The sequence below is a fragment of the uncultured Ellagibacter sp. genome, assembly GCF_934636505.1.
Classification (GTDB): domain Bacteria; phylum Actinomycetota; class Coriobacteriia; order Coriobacteriales; family Eggerthellaceae; genus Ellagibacter.
In genome coordinates this window covers 25,749-44,271 of sequence record NZ_CAKUAL010000011.1, presented here as the reverse complement: position 1 = coordinate 44,271, position 18,523 = coordinate 25,749, and the positions used below count along the sequence as shown (strand labels likewise).

Annotated in this window: 15 protein-coding genes; 4 read left to right on the top strand and 11 right to left on the bottom strand. The window is 59.7% G+C overall.

Going from position 1 to position 18,523, the window contains the following annotated elements:
• From Q0G18_RS02620 to Q0G18_RS02600, 5 genes are all read right to left on the bottom strand, one after another.
• Positions 1-740 (bottom strand): aminotransferase class V-fold PLP-dependent enzyme (locus Q0G18_RS02620; protein WP_297149256.1); only part of this gene is annotated, 740 nt, incomplete at its 3' end.
• Between the two features lie 84 nt (positions 741-824).
• On the bottom strand, positions 825-1,262 hold the full coding sequence (locus tag Q0G18_RS02615; protein WP_296059057.1) for a hypothetical protein: 438 nt from the start codon (positions 1,260-1,262) through the stop codon (positions 825-827).
• The gene (locus Q0G18_RS02610) at positions 1,255-1,716 is read right to left on the bottom strand and encodes a SufE family protein (RefSeq protein ID WP_297149254.1); all 462 of its coding nucleotides are present in this window, start codon (positions 1,714-1,716) and stop codon (positions 1,255-1,257) included. The genes Q0G18_RS02615 and Q0G18_RS02610 overlap by 8 nt, the downstream gene beginning before the upstream one ends.
• A gap of 113 nt (positions 1,717-1,829) precedes the next feature.
• Positions 1,830-3,377: a hypothetical protein gene (locus Q0G18_RS02605; RefSeq protein WP_297149252.1), complete on the bottom strand. Its 1,548-nt coding sequence runs from the start codon at positions 3,375-3,377 to the stop codon at positions 1,830-1,832.
• Between the two features lie 117 nt (positions 3,378-3,494).
• The gene (locus Q0G18_RS02600) at positions 3,495-5,087 is read right to left on the bottom strand and encodes a CdaR family transcriptional regulator (protein ID WP_296059064.1); all 1,593 of its coding nucleotides are present in this window, start codon (positions 5,085-5,087) and stop codon (positions 3,495-3,497) included.
• Between the two features lie 427 nt (positions 5,088-5,514).
• Here Q0G18_RS02600 and Q0G18_RS02595 point away from each other — a divergent pair, with 427 nt between their 5' ends.
• Positions 5,515-6,855, top strand: a complete 1,341-nt coding sequence (locus tag Q0G18_RS02595; protein ID WP_296059066.1) for an MFS transporter — start codon at positions 5,515-5,517, stop codon at positions 6,853-6,855.
• An 85-nt stretch (positions 6,856-6,940) separates the two neighbouring features.
• Here the strand turns inward: Q0G18_RS02595 and Q0G18_RS02590 are convergent, their stop codons facing one another.
• Positions 6,941-7,201: a DUF3343 domain-containing protein gene (locus Q0G18_RS02590; RefSeq protein ID WP_296059068.1), complete on the bottom strand. Its 261-nt coding sequence runs from the start codon at positions 7,199-7,201 to the stop codon at positions 6,941-6,943.
• A 16-nt stretch (positions 7,202-7,217) separates the two neighbouring features.
• On the bottom strand, positions 7,218-7,826 hold the full coding sequence (gene yedF, locus Q0G18_RS02585; protein WP_296059070.1) for a sulfurtransferase-like selenium metabolism protein YedF: 609 nt from the start codon (positions 7,824-7,826) through the stop codon (positions 7,218-7,220).
• Positions 7,827-8,099: 273 nt separating this feature from the next.
• Here yedF and selA point away from each other — a divergent pair, with 273 nt between their 5' ends.
• Together selA and selB are read left to right on the top strand one after the other, a co-directional pair.
• A complete protein-coding gene (gene selA, locus Q0G18_RS02580) occupies positions 8,100-9,560 on the top strand; it encodes an L-seryl-tRNA(Sec) selenium transferase (RefSeq protein ID WP_297149251.1) in 1,461 nt (486 codons plus the stop codon).
• On the top strand, positions 9,557-11,491 hold the full coding sequence (selB, locus tag Q0G18_RS02575; protein ID WP_297149250.1) for a selenocysteine-specific translation elongation factor: 1,935 nt from the start codon (positions 9,557-9,559) through the stop codon (positions 11,489-11,491). Before selA ends, selB begins: the two co-directional genes overlap by 4 nt.
• A 184-nt stretch (positions 11,492-11,675) precedes the next feature.
• Here selB and Q0G18_RS02570 read toward each other — a convergent pair whose 3' ends face one another.
• Both Q0G18_RS02570 and Q0G18_RS02565 read right to left on the bottom strand, forming a co-directional pair.
• A complete protein-coding gene (locus Q0G18_RS02570; RefSeq protein ID WP_297149247.1) occupies positions 11,676-12,332 on the bottom strand; it encodes a LysR substrate-binding domain-containing protein in 657 nt (218 codons plus the stop codon).
• 10 nt (positions 12,333-12,342) lie between these two features.
• Positions 12,343-13,683, bottom strand: a complete 1,341-nt coding sequence (locus Q0G18_RS02565) for an AMP-binding protein (RefSeq protein ID WP_297149245.1) — start codon at positions 13,681-13,683, stop codon at positions 12,343-12,345.
• Between the two features lie 182 nt (positions 13,684-13,865).
• Between Q0G18_RS02565 and Q0G18_RS02560 the strand changes: the two genes are divergently transcribed.
• On the top strand, positions 13,866-14,810 hold the full coding sequence (locus tag Q0G18_RS02560; protein WP_297149243.1) for a LysR family transcriptional regulator: 945 nt from the start codon (positions 13,866-13,868) through the stop codon (positions 14,808-14,810).
• 54 nt (positions 14,811-14,864) lie between these two features.
• On the opposite strand, the gene Q0G18_RS02555 is transcribed toward Q0G18_RS02560, so the two are convergent.
• Both Q0G18_RS02555 and Q0G18_RS02550 read right to left on the bottom strand, forming a co-directional pair.
• Complete coding sequence (locus tag Q0G18_RS02555) at positions 14,865-15,014, bottom strand: DUF5679 domain-containing protein (protein WP_170264504.1); 150 nt, start codon at positions 15,012-15,014, stop codon at positions 14,865-14,867.
• 114 nt (positions 15,015-15,128) lie between these two features.
• The gene (locus Q0G18_RS02550; RefSeq protein ID WP_297149240.1) at positions 15,129-18,488 is read right to left on the bottom strand and encodes an aminopeptidase; all 3,360 of its coding nucleotides are present in this window, start codon (positions 18,486-18,488) and stop codon (positions 15,129-15,131) included.
• Positions 18,489-18,523 lie beyond the last annotated feature (35 nt).

The window sequence follows — 18,523 nt, the reverse complement described above, 5'->3', positions numbered from 1 at the left end:
GGAGCGAGCATCTCGAGCGCCTCGCGCGTGCCGCAAAGCGCGCCGATCCCCGTGCCCGCCATCATCTTGTGGCCGGAAAACGCCAGGTAGTCGGCACCGAACTCGGCGAGGTCGACCACGCCGTGGCGCATGATCTGCGCGCCGTCGAGCACGAAGAGCGCACCCGCGTCGTGCGCGGCCCGCGCGATCCTCGCCACCGGCACCACCGTGCCGAGCACGTTCGAGCATCCGGCCATAGCGACGATCTTCACGTTTCCCGCAGAAAGAAGCTCGGCGAGGTGACCCTCGTCCACGTCGCCCGACTCGGTCAGACGAACGACGCAGAACTCGGCGCCCGTGGCAAAACACGCCTGCTGCCAGGGCACATAGTTCGAGTGATGCTCGAGCTGGCTCACCACCACACGGTCGCCGGGGTGAAGCAAGTGCTCCAACCCGCGCGCCACCATGTTCAACCCGTCAGTCGTGCCCCGCGTAAAGACGACGCAGCTCGCATCGGACGCGCCCACGAAGCGCGCCACCGTTTCACGTGCGCGTTCGAGCGCGTCGGTCGAGGCGTGCGCAAGATAGTGCATGCCGCGATGAACGTTGGCGTTGCTCGTGTGATAGTGGTTCTCAATCGCGCGAAGCACCTGGTCAGACACTTGCGTTGTCGCAGAATTGTCCAGGTACACGAGCGGGCACCCGTGTACCTGCGTCTGAAGAATAGGAAAATCCTCGCGAACCTTCGCTACATCGAACATTGCCGCCCCCTTGCTGCCTTCACCTCGCGCGCCGCGCCGTCGCGCTTGAAACGTCGTCCGCGCGCATCGCCCCCTATGCTACACCTACTCGCGGCGCAGGCTCGGGTCGTCCTTCGCATCGAAGAGCGCATCGGCGAGCTGCGTGATGGTCTCGAGGTTGGCCGACTCCTCGGGAGTGAAACGCACGTTCAGCGCACGCTGGAGCGTCAAGGACAAAAGCACCTTCTTGATGTCGGTCGAGCTCTGGTTGGTGCACGTGGTCGAGCCTTCCGCGAGCTTCACGCTCTTGTCGTTTTGGCGCAAAAGCTTCTCAACGCTCTCGTCGGCGAGCTTCAAGATGTCCTCCGTGCCCAAAGCCTGCACCTCGTCTTCGGTCAGGAAGAACTTCGCGAGCGTGTAGTTGCGCACCTCCTGGCGGAATCCCTCGCGATCGAGCAAGCCCGATGTGATCTTATCCTGCGCGACCTGCGCGTCCTTTGCCGCGATATCGAGGCGGTCTTTCAGCGTCATCGTGCTAGCCATGATGAGGTTCCTCCTTATCGGAAAGCGCCTTGCGCGCGAATTCTTTGACCGTGGTGGCGATTGCGGAAACGCCCGCCTGCCGCTGCGCATCGAAGATATAGGCAAGCTCCGTCTCTTCCACGAAACGCACGGGGCACTCGATAATCGCCTGCGCATCTTGTCCCGAGAACATTTGCTGGAACAGATAGATCACACCACGCACCATGAGCGTGTCGCTGTCGCCTTCAAGCGCGAAGCCCTCGCCCGGCGCCACGCCCGCCCATGAGGGGTAGAGCCACACCTGAGACTGGCACCCCTCCACAAGCGCTTCTTTCACTTTGCGCTCCTCGGGAATTTCCTCGAGCTGCGCCGATAGCCGCAAAAGGTTGTCGAACTGCTCGAACGTGTCACCAGCGGCGACGAAGCCGTCGATAAATTCCTGCTGAATCTCGTCAGGAGCCTTCACGTTCCCCATCCCCTTTCTCGCCGACCCGAGCCCCGAACTCGGGAAAGAACAAGCCCGCGACGTCGATTGCGGCGCCGCGGGCTTGGCGTTCGGCGCGTGATACGCCTTCTCGTTGGCTTGACTTATGCCTGGACGATTTCCAGACCGAGCAGCTCGCCGAGCTCGATGATCTGCTCTTCGAAGTCACCGTAGATGAGCGGCATGTGGTTGCCGATGGCAGCCTGCTTCTTGAAGAAGTCCTTGGAGTCCTTCACCTGGAAGAACACGCCCATGGAGCAGTTGGTCTGATCGTAGCCCATGGAAGTGAGGACCTTGCCCTTGGCGACGAAGAGCTTCTCGACAGTCGGGTCGACGCGGCACATCGTGATCGTCTGACCGGCGTCCTCTTCGAACTTGTAGCGCAGGGTCGCGCCGAAGCCGGAGCGGGCGAACGGGCGAATAGCGTAGGGGCGATAGGGCTCGTCGAAGGATTCCCAACGACGGTTCGGCACGGAGTGGAAGGTCAGAACGACGTTGGGGACGTCGCCGAGCTCTTCCATCTTCTGGTCGACATGCTCGGGCGTGAAGAACAGCGCCTTGGGGAGCTGAGCGCGCACGCCGTGGCGCACCGGGCTCGTGAAGCAGTTGCCCATGTAGGACGGACGGCGGCCGATGGCCTGCAGCATCAGCTTGGAAACCACGGCGCCCAGGTCGTACTCGCACGCGGAGGGGATGCCCTGCTCGTTGTTGAGCGAGTGGTTCAGGCACATCGTGAACTGCTTCTCGTTCAAACGGCGGGTTGCGCACAGGTCGGGGCAGGGTGCGGTGAAGCAGTTGCACTCGTAGGAATCGAGGAACTTCTTGATGCCGTAGTTGGCCTCGACGGACTTCTTGACCATGTCGCGCGTCATGTCGCACTCGACAGCGCCGTTGATAAGCTCATCGGTTTCCTTGTCGATGATCTTCTCGTCCTCGGCGGTGAGGTTCAGGCCCTTGCGACCCGGCGTGCAGTGGTTCGACATCGGGTCGTCGTAGGAAATCTGGTCAAGCAGCTCGTGGGCGGAGACGTAGCGGATGCGCGTGCCGAGCTTCGCGGTGATCTTCTCGGGATCGATGATGGAATCGGGAGCGCTCGGAGAAACGGTGCTCGTCATGCGGGTCGCAGCGAGGATCTTCGAGTCCTTCATGACCTTGCGGGCACGCAGGACGGTCATGTACTCGGTGGCGTCCTCCCAATCCTCGAAGGAGTAGAACTCAAGGCCGCGGGCAAGGAACTCGGCGGACGTGATAGCGGAGGCGCAGCATGCCTGAGTGATGGCGCAGGGCTTGCCGACGCGCTGTGCAAACTCGAGGGCCAAATCATAGGGGCGGCTCGCATACCCGATGAAGTACAGGTCGACTTCTTCGCTGCCCTCGGCGAGCTTGTCAATCATCTCGTCTTTGGTGAGGAAGTTCTCGTCGCGCTCGACCTTGACGGGCTCGAGCAGGTTGACGACGTTCTCCGGCATAGCGGCCTGGAGCTGGGCATACCAACCCTTGAACTTCTCGGCGGCCATATGGAGGTCGAATTCCTTCTCAAGCTGGATGCCCTCGCCGAAGCGGCACGGTCCCTCGAACACGTACTCGTGGTACAGCGTCAAGAAAATCGGCTTCACGTTGAGACGAATTTCCTCATGTTTTTTGATGGCCATGATGACTATCCTTTCCCCTGTTCTGCGGCACTCTCTCCCGTGCCGTGCTGACATCGAGAAGAGTACGGCGCGCCGCAGCGTAAATCATGGGGCTGGAATCACCGTCTTCGATGAATTCTATTGTGCATTTTGCATAAACTCGATGTCGTCGAAACGGTATGCGAAGAGCAACGAGAAGCGAAGGGAGGGATCGGACGTGTCGATGCCATACATGCTCTCGATGCGGTCGATGCGATACTTCACATTGTTGCGATGCATGTGGAGTTTCTCGGCAACGATGTTCGCCCGTCGCTCGCACATGAGGTACTCGTAGAGGAACTGATAGTTGCCAGTGCCCCGCTCGGCGTCGTCTTTCGCGATAGAACGAACGACGACGCTCGCGTAGGTTGAATTCAAAAGCGGCAGGTCATCTCCCATTTTGTCGGCGATAAAGGCGATTTGGGCTCGATCGAACGAGAAGATACGGCTCCAGTTGAACGAAATCGGCAGCTTATGAGCGCCCGGCTTGGCCTTCGCCCCAAGCCGTGCAGCCTCGCGCGCCTGTCGATAGGCAATGGAAGCCTTAGCGAGGTTTGTGAACTTGGAGCTGCGTCCGCAGATAAGGTCCATTTTCTCCATGAGCTCGTTGATGCGCGATGAGATGGATTTATGCCCCCTTGGGCACGAACCGACCTCGCAATGCAGCGCGCACTGCGGAGAGAGGCAGTTGAAGCACAGCACCGTAACGCAGCCGTCAAATAGGACAACTTTCGCCGGTGCCACCATCGTGACCAGGTCGGAAAGAAGCCGCGAGGGAGACATATCCTCGGTGACGGGAATCGTGAACAGGCAAAACCGCGCTTCTGGTGGAATACCCACGAGCTTACATCGCTCGCGAATGATAGCCTCGTTGCTCTCGCGGCCCAAAAGCAGATCATGAAGGAACGTGTCGACCGCGTTACCCGAGGGTTTGTCTTCCGGGTATTCGTGCTCGGCAATGCGTTTGACCCTCGAGAGGAAAAGGTCGAACGTATCGTAGAGATAGTCGCAGGGGGGAAGCTCGTTGCACATCATAACGACGATGAGACTGAAGGTCGTCTTGGTTTTAAACGACTTTACGATTGTGACGTATTTGCAGATGGAGAGCGTATCGTTGACGATGAAGCCGTCCTCTTTCGCCCATGGCTTGAAGCGCTTGTGCAGCTGGAACTTCCGGATGTTCTCCTCGGTATGGTAGCCGTGCTCGATCAGCTCCATCGTAATCGGATCGTCACAGGGAGTTCCTTTGGTGTAGGCCAAAAGCTTGAGAGCCGGATCCACTACGACGACGTTGTTGCGCAGCATCTTCTCGCTCACGTCCATAAGCTCTTGAAGCCCGCCGCCGCGGCCGAGCACCGCGTCCATATCGCGCTCCCACATCCCGAATCGATAGAAGATTTCGAGCAACGCGTTGAATACCTGGAGCGTTCCCTCTCCCCCCGTGACGGAAAGCACGGCGGTCTGGTCGGGCTTGGTCGCGTGATGGTCCACGAAAGCTGCGTGGCGGCCGTAGCCTCGGACGCTTTCGCAGTCTTCGCTCGTCGAGCAAACGTAGAGGATATCGTCCCCCGCAATCGACGATTCCCCCAGATAAAGACGGGCATTTTCGAAATCAAGACTCCCGTCAGACGAGATTGAGACGTTCCCCATAGCCTCAAGTTCGCGCTTCATGATGTTCAGCGAAACACCCATGACCTACTCCCCTCAGATAAAGCCATTGTGCCGTATCCCATAATGGCCTATCTCCCGTCCGATTGCTTTAGTCGAAAGCCAGGCTTTTCGATAATCTTATTATGCAAAATGCACAATAAGATTTCGCCCTCATCGTGCACGCCTTGCAAGAAGCACAACAAGTTCCATTTCTTTCGTATGCCCCATGCCCACTGACACATGTACGCGAGGTCTATAAGCTAAACCCGAGCGAGAGACCATCCCCTCCGCTCTCAAAAAGCCCCTTCTTCCCTCGAATTTCAACGAAGGGGCAGCATCGCTGGGGCGGGTGTTCTTTATCCCAAAACCTGCCCCTCCGAAAAGCTTACCCCGTCTGCAAAGGCGGTTGACATACATCACGGGAAACCGGGCGCATAAGGGGATAGCGCCCAATCTAAGGAGGAGAACCATGCCAAGAATCAACACTGCCATTCGTTCCGTCTGGGGGGTGTCCGAGATAGGCTTCTCAATAGCCGCAACGCTCGAGACGACGTTCTTCCTGTTCTTTTTGACCGACGTCGCCCAGCTGCCGCTGGCCATCTCGGGCATCATCGCCACCGGCGCGTCCGCCGTCGACACCATCTCCGCGCTGCTCGCGGGCGTCTTCATCGACAAGTTCCACTTCAAGAAGGGCAAGTACCGCCCCTGGCTGCTCATCGCCCCGACCATCGCCATGGTCTTCTTCATCCTGTGCTTCACCAAGATCGGCGGTGACGTCACAGCCGCCATTATCATCTCGATCGGCTACGTCGGGAGCCACTTCTGCTGGAACATCACCTACGCGGGCGTCCGCTCCATGACCAATGTCCTGACTGACGACCCCTCCGAGCGCGCCTTCCTGTCCGGCCGCCTCGGCGCCGGCGCATCCCTGGGCCGCGTCATCTCCGCCAAGCTGGTCCCGCTGATCACCACCAGCCTGACGGCGCTCGTCAGCGGCGTGTACGCCTACAGCATCTGCGCCGCGATCGTGTCCGTCATCTACATGATCGCCATGTACATCAGCTTCGGCGTCACCTCCGGCTACGACACCGAGACGAAGTCCGAGGGCAAGAAGATCTCCTTCAAGGCCATGGGCAAGAACATCGTCACCAACCCCAACCTGATCGGCGTCGTGCTCCACGACATCCTGCGCATGATCGCCTTCTACACCGTCGCGGCCGGCACCGCCTACTACGCCAAGGTCGTCCTGGGCGACGCCGCGGCCGCCGGCACCGTCCTCATGGTCTTCTTCATCGGCTGCTTCGTCGGCTCCTTCATCGCCGCCCGCGTCGCCAAGAAGATCGGCACCAAGAACACCACGCTGATCGGCGTCGGCGGCTGGGCCGTCATCTGCGGCATCTGCTTCTTCGTCCAGCCCGGCTTCGTCGCCCTCAACGCGCTGCTCTTCGTCTCCCAGGTGCTCTTCGGCCTCGCCTACGGCCTGTCCGCCAACCTCTACTCCATGTGCGCGACCTGGAGCCACTGGAAGTCCGGTGAGAACACCACCGGCACGACCATGTCCATCATGACCGTCGCCGTCAAGCTCGGCGTCACCCTGCGCGCCATGATCCTGCCCGCCGCCCTCGCGGCCGTCGGCTACGTCTCCAGCTCCACCGTCTTCGACGCAGCCGCCGTCGCGGGCATCAACCAGGTCTACTTCCTGCTGCCCTTCGCGCTGCTGCTCATCTCCCTCGTGCCCCTCGTCTTCCTGTTCAAGATCAAGGACGCAGACGTCGTCCGCATGAACGAGGAGATTGCCCAGAAGGCATAGGGGAAAGAACCGAAAATTGCCGAGGTTTCTTGCCTCAGCATGCAAAGAAGGGGCCGAACGATTTCGGCCCCTTCTTGTTGTTCGACTACGAGAGCTTCGTGTACCCTGTCGCCTCGTAGAGCGTTGCGCATTTCGCGGCATCGCCCGTTACGGTATCGGCGACGAAGGCTTGCGCCTCTGCCGCACCTTCCGCCTTGAACTTAAGCGACATGCCGCACCCCGCGCTGATCTCGCGCGGAGTCGGGATGAGCGCAAAAGAGGCGCCCGCCGCCTTGAAGGCTGCTTGCGCCGCCATCGCGGCATGCGTCGAGTCGAAGGCGAGCACGAATGGTTGCGCGTCCGCCATCTGAGTTCCCCCCCCATTACAGCGTGATGGTCTTCGCGGACTCACGCATACGCTCGAGGATGTCGTACATGTTGGAAACCTCGCCGACGGAAAGCTCATCGGCAATGCCGAAAAAGTTCAGGCACGTGCCGCACACGAGTACTTCGGTGCCCTGCTCTTCGAGCTTTTTCACCGCCTCGATGACCTGCTCCTCTCCCGGTGCTACCAGCTTCACGCCAGCGTTCATGAACAGAAGCGACGTCGGCGGATCGCCCGCCTCGGAAAGCGTGTAGAGAGCCATCTTCATAAGGTTGCGACCGAGCTCGAGATCGCCGTCGCCCACGAAGTCCTTGCCGACGAACACGGAGTAGCCGCAACCGCCCGTGGTCGAGCACGCGCTTCCCGCCTCGGAAATGACGGCAGGAGCCTCGGTGCCGTCGCCCTCGCCGAAGGTAATGAGCCAGCCGCCCTCGATCTCGTCAACCGACGTGGCCATGCTCTTCTTCTTTCCGAGACGCGTGAGGTTTTTCACGGCCGTCTCGTTATCGACCTGGATAGCGAGCTCCGTTGCGCCCGCGTCGAGCTCCTTTTTCGCCATGACGAGAGGCATAGGGCATTGCTTGCCAAAACCGTCGAGGATTTTCATGGGGAATCCTTCCTTGCTGAGGCCCGTACATACGGGCACGGTAAATTGCGCTTGTTTCACGTGAAACAAGCTTCCAAGCAGGCGAAAATGCAGAATGTCGCGCGGCGGCAGAATCGCGCGGCGAAAAATCGCTCTGTCAAGGATGAGTATAACGCAGAAACGCACAGGGTGCCCATCTGACGGACGCGATGGCCGCAATCGCGTCCGAGGGCGACGGAAAAGCCGCCCACTGTTACAATTTGAGTCACCGTTTCTCGCACGAAAGGCGCATTCATGACTTCGCAGTCCCCGCACGATAAGCTCCGCTCGCTTCCTCAGGTTGAGGAAGTCCTCCACGATGCCTCGCTCGAGGCCCTCACCGAAAGCGTTCCCCGAGACTTGGTATGCGACGCTGTGCGCGCAAGCATCGACGAAGCGCGGCAAGCTATCCTTGCGGGAAGCGACGCCGACACGTCCGTTCCGAGCATCGTGCGCGCGACCCGCATGAGGCTTCTCGCGCTGAACCGTCCCTCTTTGCGACGCGTCGTGAACGCAAGCGGCGTCATCATCCACACCAACCTCGGACGAAGCGTTCTCGCGCCCGCCGCCGTGCAGGCCGTGAACGAGGTCGCAAGCGGGTACTCGACGCTGGAATACGACACCGACGCGATGGCTCGCGGCTCGCGCCATTCCCACTGCGAGCAGCTCATCTGCACCCTCACCGGCGCTGAAGCCGCAATAGCGGTGAACAACAACGCCGCGGCAGTCATGATGGTGCTCTCCGAATTCGCCGCAGGTCACGAAGCTATCGTCTCGCGCGGCGAGCTCGTCGAGATCGGCGGATCGTTCCGCATCCCCGACATCATGGCGCAATCGCACGCCGCTATGGTGGAAGTCGGCGCCACGAACAAGACACACCTTTCCGACTACGTGCGAGCGGTCACGCCCGACACGGCCATGGTCTTGAAGGTGCATCCCTCGAACTACCGCCTGATCGGTTTCACGGAATCGGTCGCCATCTCCGAGCTGCGCTCGCTTGCCAACGACGAGAACGCCGCGCGCGAGCAGGCAGGCGGAACGGGCGGCGGCAAGCTCCTTGTCTACGAGGACCAGGGGTCGGGTGCGTTCATGCGCTTGACCTGCTTCGGCGACTACGCCGAGCCCACCGTCTCCGAATCGTTGCAAGCCGGAGCCGATCTCGTGTCGTTCTCAGGCGACAAGCTGCTTGGCGGCCCTCAGGCAGGCATCATCGTCGGTGCGAAGCCGCTGATCGCGCGCCTGAAGAAGAATCCGCTCGCCCGTGCGCTGCGCCTCGACAAGATGACGCTCGCCGCGCTCGAGGCCACGTTGCGCCTCTACCTGAATCCCGAAAACGCACGCCGCGAGGTCCCCACCCTGCGCATGCTCACCGAAACCGCCGATGAGGTCCGCGTTCGCACCAAAAAGCTTGCGAGTATGCTGAAAAAAGCGCTTCCCGCCGACGCCTGCGAGGTTTCCATCGTCGAGGAGATTTCCCGCGCAGGAGGCGGTGCGCTGCCCATGTGCGACATCCCCACCTATTGCGCGCAGGTCAGGTTCTTGCGAGGCGACGCGCTCTCATGCGATCGGCACCTTGTTTCGGAGCGCCTCGTTCCCGTTGTGGGTCGCCTGAAGAAAGACATGCTGCTCTTCGATGGGCGCACTGTGCTCGACGAGGGAGAGATGCAGGAAATCGTGCGCGCCTGCACCGAGTATTTCGAAGGGATTGACCGATGAAGAACCACGACCTCGTCCTGGGAACCGCAGGGCACATCGACCACGGCAAGTCCTCGCTTATCCTCGCGTTGACGGGTACCGATCCCGACCGCCTCTCGGAGGAGAAGCAACGCGGAATCACCATCGAGCTTGGCTTCGCGCGCCTTTCCCTCGACGACGGCACCACCTTAGGCGTAGTCGACGTCCCTGGCCATGAAAAGTTCGTCCGCCAGATGATCTCGGGCTCAACTGGCATCGATATGGCACTCCTGTGCATCGCAGCCGACGACGGCGTCATGCCGCAGACGACCGAGCACTTGGCCGTGCTGGAGCTTCTACGCATCCCCACACTCGTCGTCGCGCTCACGAAGACCGACCTCGTCGACGATGAATGGGTCGAATTCATGGCTGACGAGGTGAAAGGCCGCCTTGCAGGCGGACCCTACGAGGGTGCCGAAATCGTTGCTGTGTCGAGCCGCACGGGAGAGGGACTCAACGATCTGAAAGCGGCGCTCGGCCGTGCAGCGAAAGCAACGAAGCGTCAAAAAGCATCCGACAGCGCTCGCCTGCCAATCGACCGCGTCTTCACCATCAAAGGCGCAGGCACGGTCATCACGGGAACTCTCTGGAGCGGCGCCGTTTCCACAGGCGACGAACTTGAAGTGCTCCCAAGCGGACGCATATCCCGCGTGAGAAGCATCCAAATTCACGGGGAAAGCGTCGAGCGCGCCGAGGCTGGGCACCGTGTGGCGCTCAACCTGAACGCTCTTTCTACCGACGAGGTACGCCCGGGTGATTTCCTCGCCGTTCCCCATACCGTCACCGCGACCGACCGCTTCGACGCCGACTTCACCTACCTCGGCCTCCCCTCGTCCGACAAGCCCCTCGAAAGCGGGGCGCGCGTCCATGTTTCCCACGGAACGCGCGAGGTAACAGGGCGAATCCTCCGCATCGGGAACGAGCAGGGCTTCAAGCCCGGCGAGCGAACTTATGCCCAAATCCGCCTCGACGAGGAGCTTCCCGTATCCTGGCAAGATCACTTCATCGTGAGGTCGTACTCCCCCGTGCACGTTATCGGCGGCGGCGTCGTGCTTCGCGCGCACCCCAAGCGCTCGACCACGGCGACCCCCGAGAAGACCGCGCTCCTCGATGCCTTGCGCGACGGGGATGGCAACCGTGCAGCGGAATACGCGTTCAACCTTGAGAAGGCGCCAGTAACGTGCGAGGGTATCGTCCATGCAGCAGGATGCACTCGAATAGCAGCGCAGAGCGCACTCGAGTCGCTCGAGAAATCGCGCAAAGCCGTCCGCCTCTCATCTGGTCAGGCAGGCGCAGTTGAGTATTTCACCACGCCGCGCTATGTGCAGAAGATGCGCTCAGCAATCGAGAATGCCTTACTCGCCTTCCATAACGAGAACCCGACATCGACCGGCATCTCAAAGGAGGCGCTGCGCCAGAAAGCGGCCGCCCGCCTTTCCGCCGACTGTTTCGACGCTCTCCTGTCCGATGCGCAAGCCACCAAACACGCTGTCGTCAACGGCGGCGAGGTTTGCCATCCCCAAGCGGGCGCCGGAGCTCAGGCACTGGAGAAACAAGCTGCAAAAGCCCTGCTCGCTGCACTTCGCGAGGCCGGCGGGTCACCCGCCACGCTCGATGAGATCTTCTCGAGCTGCAAGATCGAGCCTGCTCTCGGCCGACGCGCCATGGCTTCCCTCGAGAAAGCAGGCGAAGCGATGCGCGTCACGAAAGAACTCGCCTTCTCCACTGAGGTACTTGCCCAATTTGAACAGGCGGTTCGCACATGCCTCGCCAACGGGGCCTCAGCGAGCGCCGCGGAGCTGAGGGACGCCATGGGCACCACCCGAAAGTACGCCATCCCCCTGTTGGAATACTTCGACGACAAGGGCATCACCCGCCGCTCAGGCGACGAGCGCGTGCTGACAGGAAGATAACGCAGCGCGCCCAGCGAGAAAAACGGCACCGCACCTCACTGCATGGCGAGAGCTCGGCGCGCAAGGGAGAAGCGGTCTCTTCCGGGAATCAAGCTTGCGCTGGCAAACGCCCATCTTCAAGAACAAAAGGCCTCAGACGGATTATTCCGCCTGAGGCCTTCACCGTTATACGCGCCGCTTTCCCTTAGAGGGATGCAACATAGCGCTCGAGATTCTTCTTCAGTCGATCGAGGAAGCTTTCGCCCAAAGTGGAAAGCTCGGCATCTGCCTTCGTGATATACCCGAGATGGATTGTCACGTCCGTCTCGAGAGGAACAGTCGTCAGCGCCGGGCCGTCTGCGATGCCCACGAGAATACCGCTCGTCACCGTATAGCCATTGAGGGCTACGCAGAGCTCGGAGAGCGAGGCGCGGTCGGTCGTCGCGATCTTCTTTGCGCATGCAGGGTCGCACACCGCTTCTTCCGCGAATTCAGCAGGCGCATCTTTTCCCTGATCAAAGTAGATATACGGCCAATCAGCAAGGTCGCCCAACGAAAGCGACTTCGCGTTCGACATCGGATGACTCGAGGGCAGGGCCACGCGCGGCGCCGACTGCACGAGCTCGGTATACTGCACGCCCGCCGTCTTGAACGCCTCGTCGAGAGCGGCATCCGAAGCGGACGTCTTGAGCAGAATGCCCAGTTCGCTCACTCCTTGCGCGACATCGTCGATGACGCCCTGCGTCGTGCGGTCGCGCAACGCGTAGGAATACTCATCGCCGCCTGCCGCAAGCACGGTGTGCGCGAACGTCTGCACATCGAAGAGGTAGTGCTGACCTGAAACCGAAAACGTTTTCGACATAGCCTTCTCCTTACTTCTGCGTACGCTCATCAACGAAACGGCTCGCTTTGTGTGCGGAAGACGTACCGAGCTTGCCCGCGTCGTACACGATCACCTTAGCAGGTCGCACGCCGCAATGGGCCTTCAATGCCGCCTCGACGCGCTTCGCAACCTCGGCATACGGCTCTTCACTGCCAAACGCACGCTCGACCGAGACCTCGTAACGGGTCGTGTAGTTCTCATCGTAGACGCGAATGGAGTACTCGCCGGTAAGGCCCTTCGACGCACGGACGACGTATTCCACGTCGGAGGGGAACACGTTCACAGCGCCGACGATGAACATCTCGTCCTTGCGGCCGGTCACATGGATACGGGCAAGGGTGCGCCCGCATTCGCACTTGTCGGTGCTCACATATCCGATGTCGCCCGAGCGGAAGCGGATCATCGGGCGCGCCTTCTTCATGAGCGTCGTGTAAGTCAGCTCGCCGACGCTGCCCGGCTCAAGCACCTCGCCGGTCGTCGGGTCGACAGTTTCCACGAGAATCTGGTCCTCGACGATGTGCAGGCCGTCTTTCGCTTCGCACATCGCAGCGCATGCGCCGTAGATGTCGGACAGGCCGAAGAAGTCGACGACCTTAGCGCCCCATAAATCCTCGATCGCCTCGCGCGTCGACGAGATGGAGCCGCCAGGTTCACCTGCAACGATGATAGTGTGGATGCTGAAGTCCTCGCGCGGGTCGAACCCTTTCTCCTTCGCCTTCTCCCCAAGCGCCCAAGCATAAGAGGGGGACGTCCAGATGACGGTCGGCTGATACTGCTTCAGCACGAACAGCAAGCGGTCGGAAGGCACCGCACCAACCCAGATGGCGAGCGCGCCGAGTTCCTGCGCACCCATAACGTCGGGGCCGCCGACGTAGAGCGCGAAGTTTAACCCGTGCACGTAGCGATCGTTCGGGCGCATACCCGCCTGCCAGAAGAGGCGCGCTTCGGTCGATTGCCACAGGTCGAAGTCTTCCTGCGTGAAGGGGCTTACCGTGGGAACGCCGGTCGAGCCGGATGAGGTCGCCATAAACACGACGTCCTCCTCGGGAACGGAGCACATCTCGCCGAAGAAGCTTCCGACATGCTGCGTCTCACGCTCCGTCTTCTTGTCAATGAAGGGGAATTTCTCGATGTCGGCGAGCGACGTGATATCCTCGGGCTTCACACCGGCCTCATCGAAGGAGCGCTTGTAGTACACCGTGTTCTCGTATGCGTACTTCACCATCGTCTGCAAGCGCTCGAGCTGGAGTTTTTCTAACTCAGGACGCGGCATGCACTCGATTTCGGGATCGTAGTATTTCTGATCGTAAGGTATGTTCTTCTTCGCCATGCATATACTCCTCATTGTTGCTCATGGGTGCTTGATAATAAAACCACTCGAACTTGCTTGAAGCAAGCGCTTGGATTGGACTTTCTTTTGAGTACTCGTTATCTTTACAATCGATAGTTGCGTATAATGCATTTGCAATATCGCCATCTACTCAAGGCGGTTCGCTTTAAGAAAGGCTCTCCATGACTTTACAACAGCTTCGTTACCTCATAGCTATCGCGGAATATGGGTCCATCAATGCTGCGGCTCAAAATCTCTACGCCTCGCAGTCCAACCTCTCCACGGCGATCAAGGAGCTTGAGGCTGAACTCGGAATCACCATATTCACCCGCAGCAATCGTGGCGTCACCCTTACCAATGACGGAACCGAGCTGCTCGGCTATGCGCGTCAGGTTATCCAACAGGCCGACATGCTCTCCGAGCGCTACGCAAAAGGATCTTCGAGCCATGCGCGCCTGACAGTTTCGACGCAGCACTACGCCTTCAGCGTGCAAGCCTTTGTCGAGGTCGCTGAAATGTACACAGGAGACGAGTACGAGTTCACCTTGAGAGAATGCCGAACTGGCGAGATTATCGACGACGTGCGTACCTTCCGTAGCGAGATTGGAATCCTGTTCCGCGATAGCTTCAACTCACGTGTGCTCGACAAAGCCTTTGCTGATGCAAACGTCGTCTTCACGCCTCTCTTTGATGCGCAGGTTCACGTGTTCGTCGGCGAACATCATCCGCTTGCGAAGGCAAAAATCCTCACGCTTGACGATTTGGAAGATTATCCGCGCTATTCCTTTGAGCAGGGTACGGAAAACTCCTTCTATTACGCCGAAGAGCCATTCAATCAGATTCCCCATAAGAAGGAGATCCGTTTCTCCGACCGCGGAACGTTGACGAACCTCCTTACCAATCATATCGGCTACACGTTGTCTACCGGCGTCCTCTCCTCCGAGATGCACACGGGCATCGTGTCCATCCCACTTGATACCCGTGGCCTTCCCGGCAGCAACGGAACGATGCAGGTCGGATACATTATCCATAGCCAGATGAAACGCAGCCCGCTTCTCGAGGATTATATTTCGATGCTCGAGAACGTCATGAGGGACAATCCGTTCGTCCACCCCTACAAGCACTAAAAAAGGCGATGTTTCACGTGAAACATCGCCTCTCGCAAGCTGAGCGCATTCGGGTTATTTAACAGCGCCAATGCGGCAGATCTTGCCCCCGCAGTCAGGGCAGGTTCCCTTCATGATGGGCTTACCGTTTTTGGTAACGCCCTCAACCGGGTTCTGCATTTCCTTCTTCGCCTTGCACTTGACGCAATATGCTTCAATGGCCATTCCTATAAACCTCTCTATCGAATCGATATGGATGGAACCAAAAGCCCGTTTCACCTCAAACGTTCGAAATTATACAGGAAGCAGACAATCTACCTCTAAGAAATCCTACTCCCCTTAGATATTCTTTAGCATTTCCACAACGAACTCGACATTCTTGGAAAGATTGTCCGATTTCACCACGTCAATCGTATCATCCTTCTGACCAAAGAACGCAGGCTTAATCCCGTCCATGCCAGCGAGATGCATAGCCTGAAAACCTTGCTGCGCGGCGTATGCTCCAGACCCCTCGCCCCACGGGATAGTCGCACCGCCCACGTGCGCGCCCGTTGCCTGAGCCGCCTTCTTCACGTAGCGCTTCATACGAGAAGAGACGGATACCTTACGCAGCGTGCCCTCGCTCTCGATAAGCGACAGCGACCCTGCACCCATCGCCTCGAGATCCACGATGATCGCACCACGCAGCTCATCGGCGTGGTCGGCGAGAAACGCTTTCATGCCGTTATGGCCGGAAAGCTCGCAGCCAAGAGCGACGAACCAGACTTCCGTCGTAATCTCGGGGTTATGGAAGTGGTAAATGCGCTCCTCGTCTTCTTCGGGCTCCACAGGCTCCGGCATCATATCCGGCGTCACGATTTCCTCTTCGGAGCGAACGTTTGCATTGCCCATCGAGATGCGCGAGAAGGCGCCTCCGTTCCAACGGCTGCGGCCACCACGGCGCGCGCCATCGTCAGACGCCGGCTCAAAAGCGGTCGTCTTGTCCTCGTAGAAGCTGTTGTCCTCGTCGTAGTAATCGTCGTCGTACTCGTCCTGTGAATATTCCCCGTAGCCAGCCTGCGCAGCTGCATCAGCCTCGTAAGACGCAGACTCGTCGCGGAAGCTCTCCCAACCACCTCGGTCGGCCCCCACAGTGCGAGCATCGAAGGAATCATCGACGTCGAGCCATTCCTGCGGCGTCATGGGAGTGTCTTCTTGCTTCTTCTTGCGGCTAAAGCGGTCGAAGAACTTGCGAACGCGAGACTTCGGCATCTCAACGTACCCAGGGCCCGCGAATGCGCCTGTCTCGGTGACAGTGCCGTCGTACGCCGAATCATCCGCATCATCGACATAGATGTCTTCGTCGGCGACATTCTCGAAAAGCTCCTCATCGACAGGGGCGAAAGAGCCTGTCGCGCTCGCAGGTGCAAAAGATCCGATCTGATTGATCGCGACCGTCGCGTCATCGGACGTTTCCTCGGCAGTTTCATTCTCTTGGGGTGCCTCCGCCGGCTTTTCAAGCGTGATTGAGCCGGAAAGCGACGGGAGAGAGCCTCTCAGGCTCGAGATCGACATAGACGAAGGATGAGTCGGAGCGGCTTCCGTTTGGCCCTGAGAAGAGCTCTCAATGGACGGAATTTGAGCACGAAGTCTCTCAACAGGCGATTTTTTTCCCTTTGAGGCGTCTGCAAGAGGCGCGCGCTGCTTCTTCAGCTCGGCGACCGGCTTCAAATCTTCTGCAGTTATCGCCTCGAGCGTCGGTGCCTGTGCAGTGCGGCTTGCTTCCGCGGCCAAAGGAGCCACGAACGGCGCAGGGGCTTCCGCCGCCGCCTGGGCAGCCGCCTCCTCGCGCAGGCCGGTCACGTCGATCGGCGTCATCGCGCACGTAGCGTATTCCTCGGTCGAGGCGGGCGCGGGCGAGTCTGCAGCTCCAGCCTGAACGTTCGGCATCGACGCTGCGTCCTGTACGGGAACAACAGGAGGAATCGCCGCTGCGGAAACGCGCTGCTCGCCAGCGGGAGAATCAGCGGGCTGCGCCGGCACTTCATTGTTAGCAATCGGAGTTGCCTCTGCGGAAACCGGCTCGACAGCGAGGGGCGCCGAGGTATCGACAGGCTTCGTCCATTCGGGCATAGACCAATCGGGGATCGCCTGATCTCTCTCCCCCGCGATGGACACGCGCTCCTGTTCGATCACCGCGAAGGTAGTATCTCCACCCTCACTCTCGAAGCCCGGCGCCTTCACTTCCATTATGGAATCGCGCATAGCAGCCAATCGCTGCTCGGTCTCGGACACAACCGCCTCGTTCGCTTCCTGGAAATGAACTCTGCTCGCGCTCACCGCGGCATCGAGCGCATCGGCATATCGAGAGCGATGGACAGGCTTGTCGTCATTCTTGGGACGCTTGGCCTTTTCCTGGGCGCGCGCAAACCACGCGGGAACGCTCGACCCGTCATCTTCAACCACCATCTCGGCGGCCGCAGGGGCCTCTTGCTGAGAAGTTTCGATATATGCCGCCTCACACGGGGAATCGAACTGCGACATCTCCTTGTCAAGATACCCCTCGATGGGGGAACCCTGAGCTGCAGGGGCGGGACGCGATGCCGCCAACGCAGCCTCAGCGGCATCAGCTTGAGCCGCAATCTGCTCCTGAAGAGCAGCGGCAGCTTCGGCGGGTTTCGGAGCGAAGGCGGCCGAGGTGTCCTCGCGAAGCGCCTGCATCTCCTCGTCGCTCGGCTTGCCGACCGGCTCGTCTTTCACTTGTACGAGATTCTCGGAGATGTCGAACACAGGGGCGGCTCCTGGCACGGGCTTTCCAGAAATCGCCGCGATTGCCGCCTTCGCCTGAGCAAGGCGAGCCTCTGCCGAACCCGCAGGTGCTTGAGGCGCCTCGTAAACCACGGAGGCTCCGTCGGGGACCACGCCAGCGACGCGAGCCGCTTCCTCTCCATGGATTACCGGGTCCTCTTCATAGTTCTCAACAGCAGACGTAGGGCTGCCAACACGAGCAGCGGTCTCCATGAGCACAGCAACACCCGATGCATTGCAATTGGCACCAGCGCTATATCCAGCCGTACGGTGCGCGAGCGCGAAGATTCCCGGAGCAATCGCAATAATCGCGGCAATCACCGTGATGATCGAGATAACGACAACGGGAGCACCCGACGCATTACCGAGAGCCACCCCGCGAATGAGAAGCAAAATCGCAGTAACCACGGCAGCAACAGGTGCACAAAGCTTGATTATCGGAAGAATCCCCAGAAGAGGCTCGTTCAACTCAGCCTGAACCTTACCGCTGTCGTAATGGGAAACAATCACTATCTTTCGATGGGAAGACTTCATGTCGGCGGAGGCGGGCTCGTACTTTGCCACTACATTCTGACTCACGCCTTTGCCGAGCATGCGAGAGAGGACTGGCTTGCCAAGCGATTCAGCGAGCATAAGACCCCCGCTTACCAGAGCAAGGAAGAATGCGAGAATCCCAATAGCGGGAACCGCAAGACCCAAAACCACTGCAACGAGCAAGATGCCTGCACAAATGAGCGACGGCGTCTCCGTGTTGGAGGCTATGGCGAAGTCCTCGATTTCTGCTGCGAGGCCCGCTTCCTTCTGAAGATAGTCGGCGATATAGAGCGCCGCCTGCTGCTCCTCTTCGGTACCGCCAGGTCGCGGCCCGATTTCCTCGGAGAGATATGACACATGGTCGATGATATCCGGCATAGGATGCCCTTTCACTTTCCTTTTGCATGAAGGCA

Bases quoted from the DNA above. Each gene is read 5' to 3' on its own strand.
- Q0G18_RS02595 (WP_296059066.1), top strand. From the start codon at position 5,515: ATGCCAAGAATCAACACTGCCATTCGTTCCGTCTGGGGGGTGTCCGAG.
- yedF (WP_296059070.1), bottom strand. From the start codon at position 7,826: ATGAAAATCCTCGACGGTTTTGGCAAGCAATGCCCTATGCCTCTCGTC.
- Q0G18_RS02615 (WP_296059057.1), bottom strand. From the start codon at position 1,262: ATGGCTAGCACGATGACGCTGAAAGACCGCCTCGATATCGCGGCAAAG.
- Q0G18_RS02555 (WP_170264504.1), bottom strand. From the start codon at position 15,014: ATGGCCATTGAAGCATATTGCGTCAAGTGCAAGGCGAAGAAGGAAATG.
- selA (WP_297149251.1), top strand. From the start codon at position 8,100: ATGACTTCGCAGTCCCCGCACGATAAGCTCCGCTCGCTTCCTCAGGTT.
- Q0G18_RS02565 (WP_297149245.1), bottom strand. From the start codon at position 13,683: ATGGCGAAGAAGAACATACCTTACGATCAGAAATACTACGATCCCGAA.
- selB (WP_297149250.1), top strand. From the start codon at position 9,557: ATGAAGAACCACGACCTCGTCCTGGGAACCGCAGGGCACATCGACCAC.
- Q0G18_RS02590 (WP_296059068.1), bottom strand. From the start codon at position 7,201: ATGGCGGACGCGCAACCATTCGTGCTCGCCTTCGACTCGACGCATGCC.
- Q0G18_RS02560 (WP_297149243.1), top strand. From the start codon at position 13,866: ATGACTTTACAACAGCTTCGTTACCTCATAGCTATCGCGGAATATGGG.
- Q0G18_RS02605 (WP_297149252.1), bottom strand. From the start codon at position 3,377: ATGGCCATCAAAAAACATGAGGAAATTCGTCTCAACGTGAAGCCGATT.
- Q0G18_RS02610 (WP_297149254.1), bottom strand. From the start codon at position 1,716: ATGGGGAACGTGAAGGCTCCTGACGAGATTCAGCAGGAATTTATCGAC.
- Q0G18_RS02570 (WP_297149247.1), bottom strand. From the start codon at position 12,332: ATGTCGAAAACGTTTTCGGTTTCAGGTCAGCACTACCTCTTCGATGTG.
- Q0G18_RS02600 (WP_296059064.1), bottom strand. From the start codon at position 5,087: ATGGGTGTTTCGCTGAACATCATGAAGCGCGAACTTGAGGCTATGGGG.
- Q0G18_RS02550 (WP_297149240.1), bottom strand. From the start codon at position 18,488: ATGCCGGATATCATCGACCATGTGTCATATCTCTCCGAGGAAATCGGG.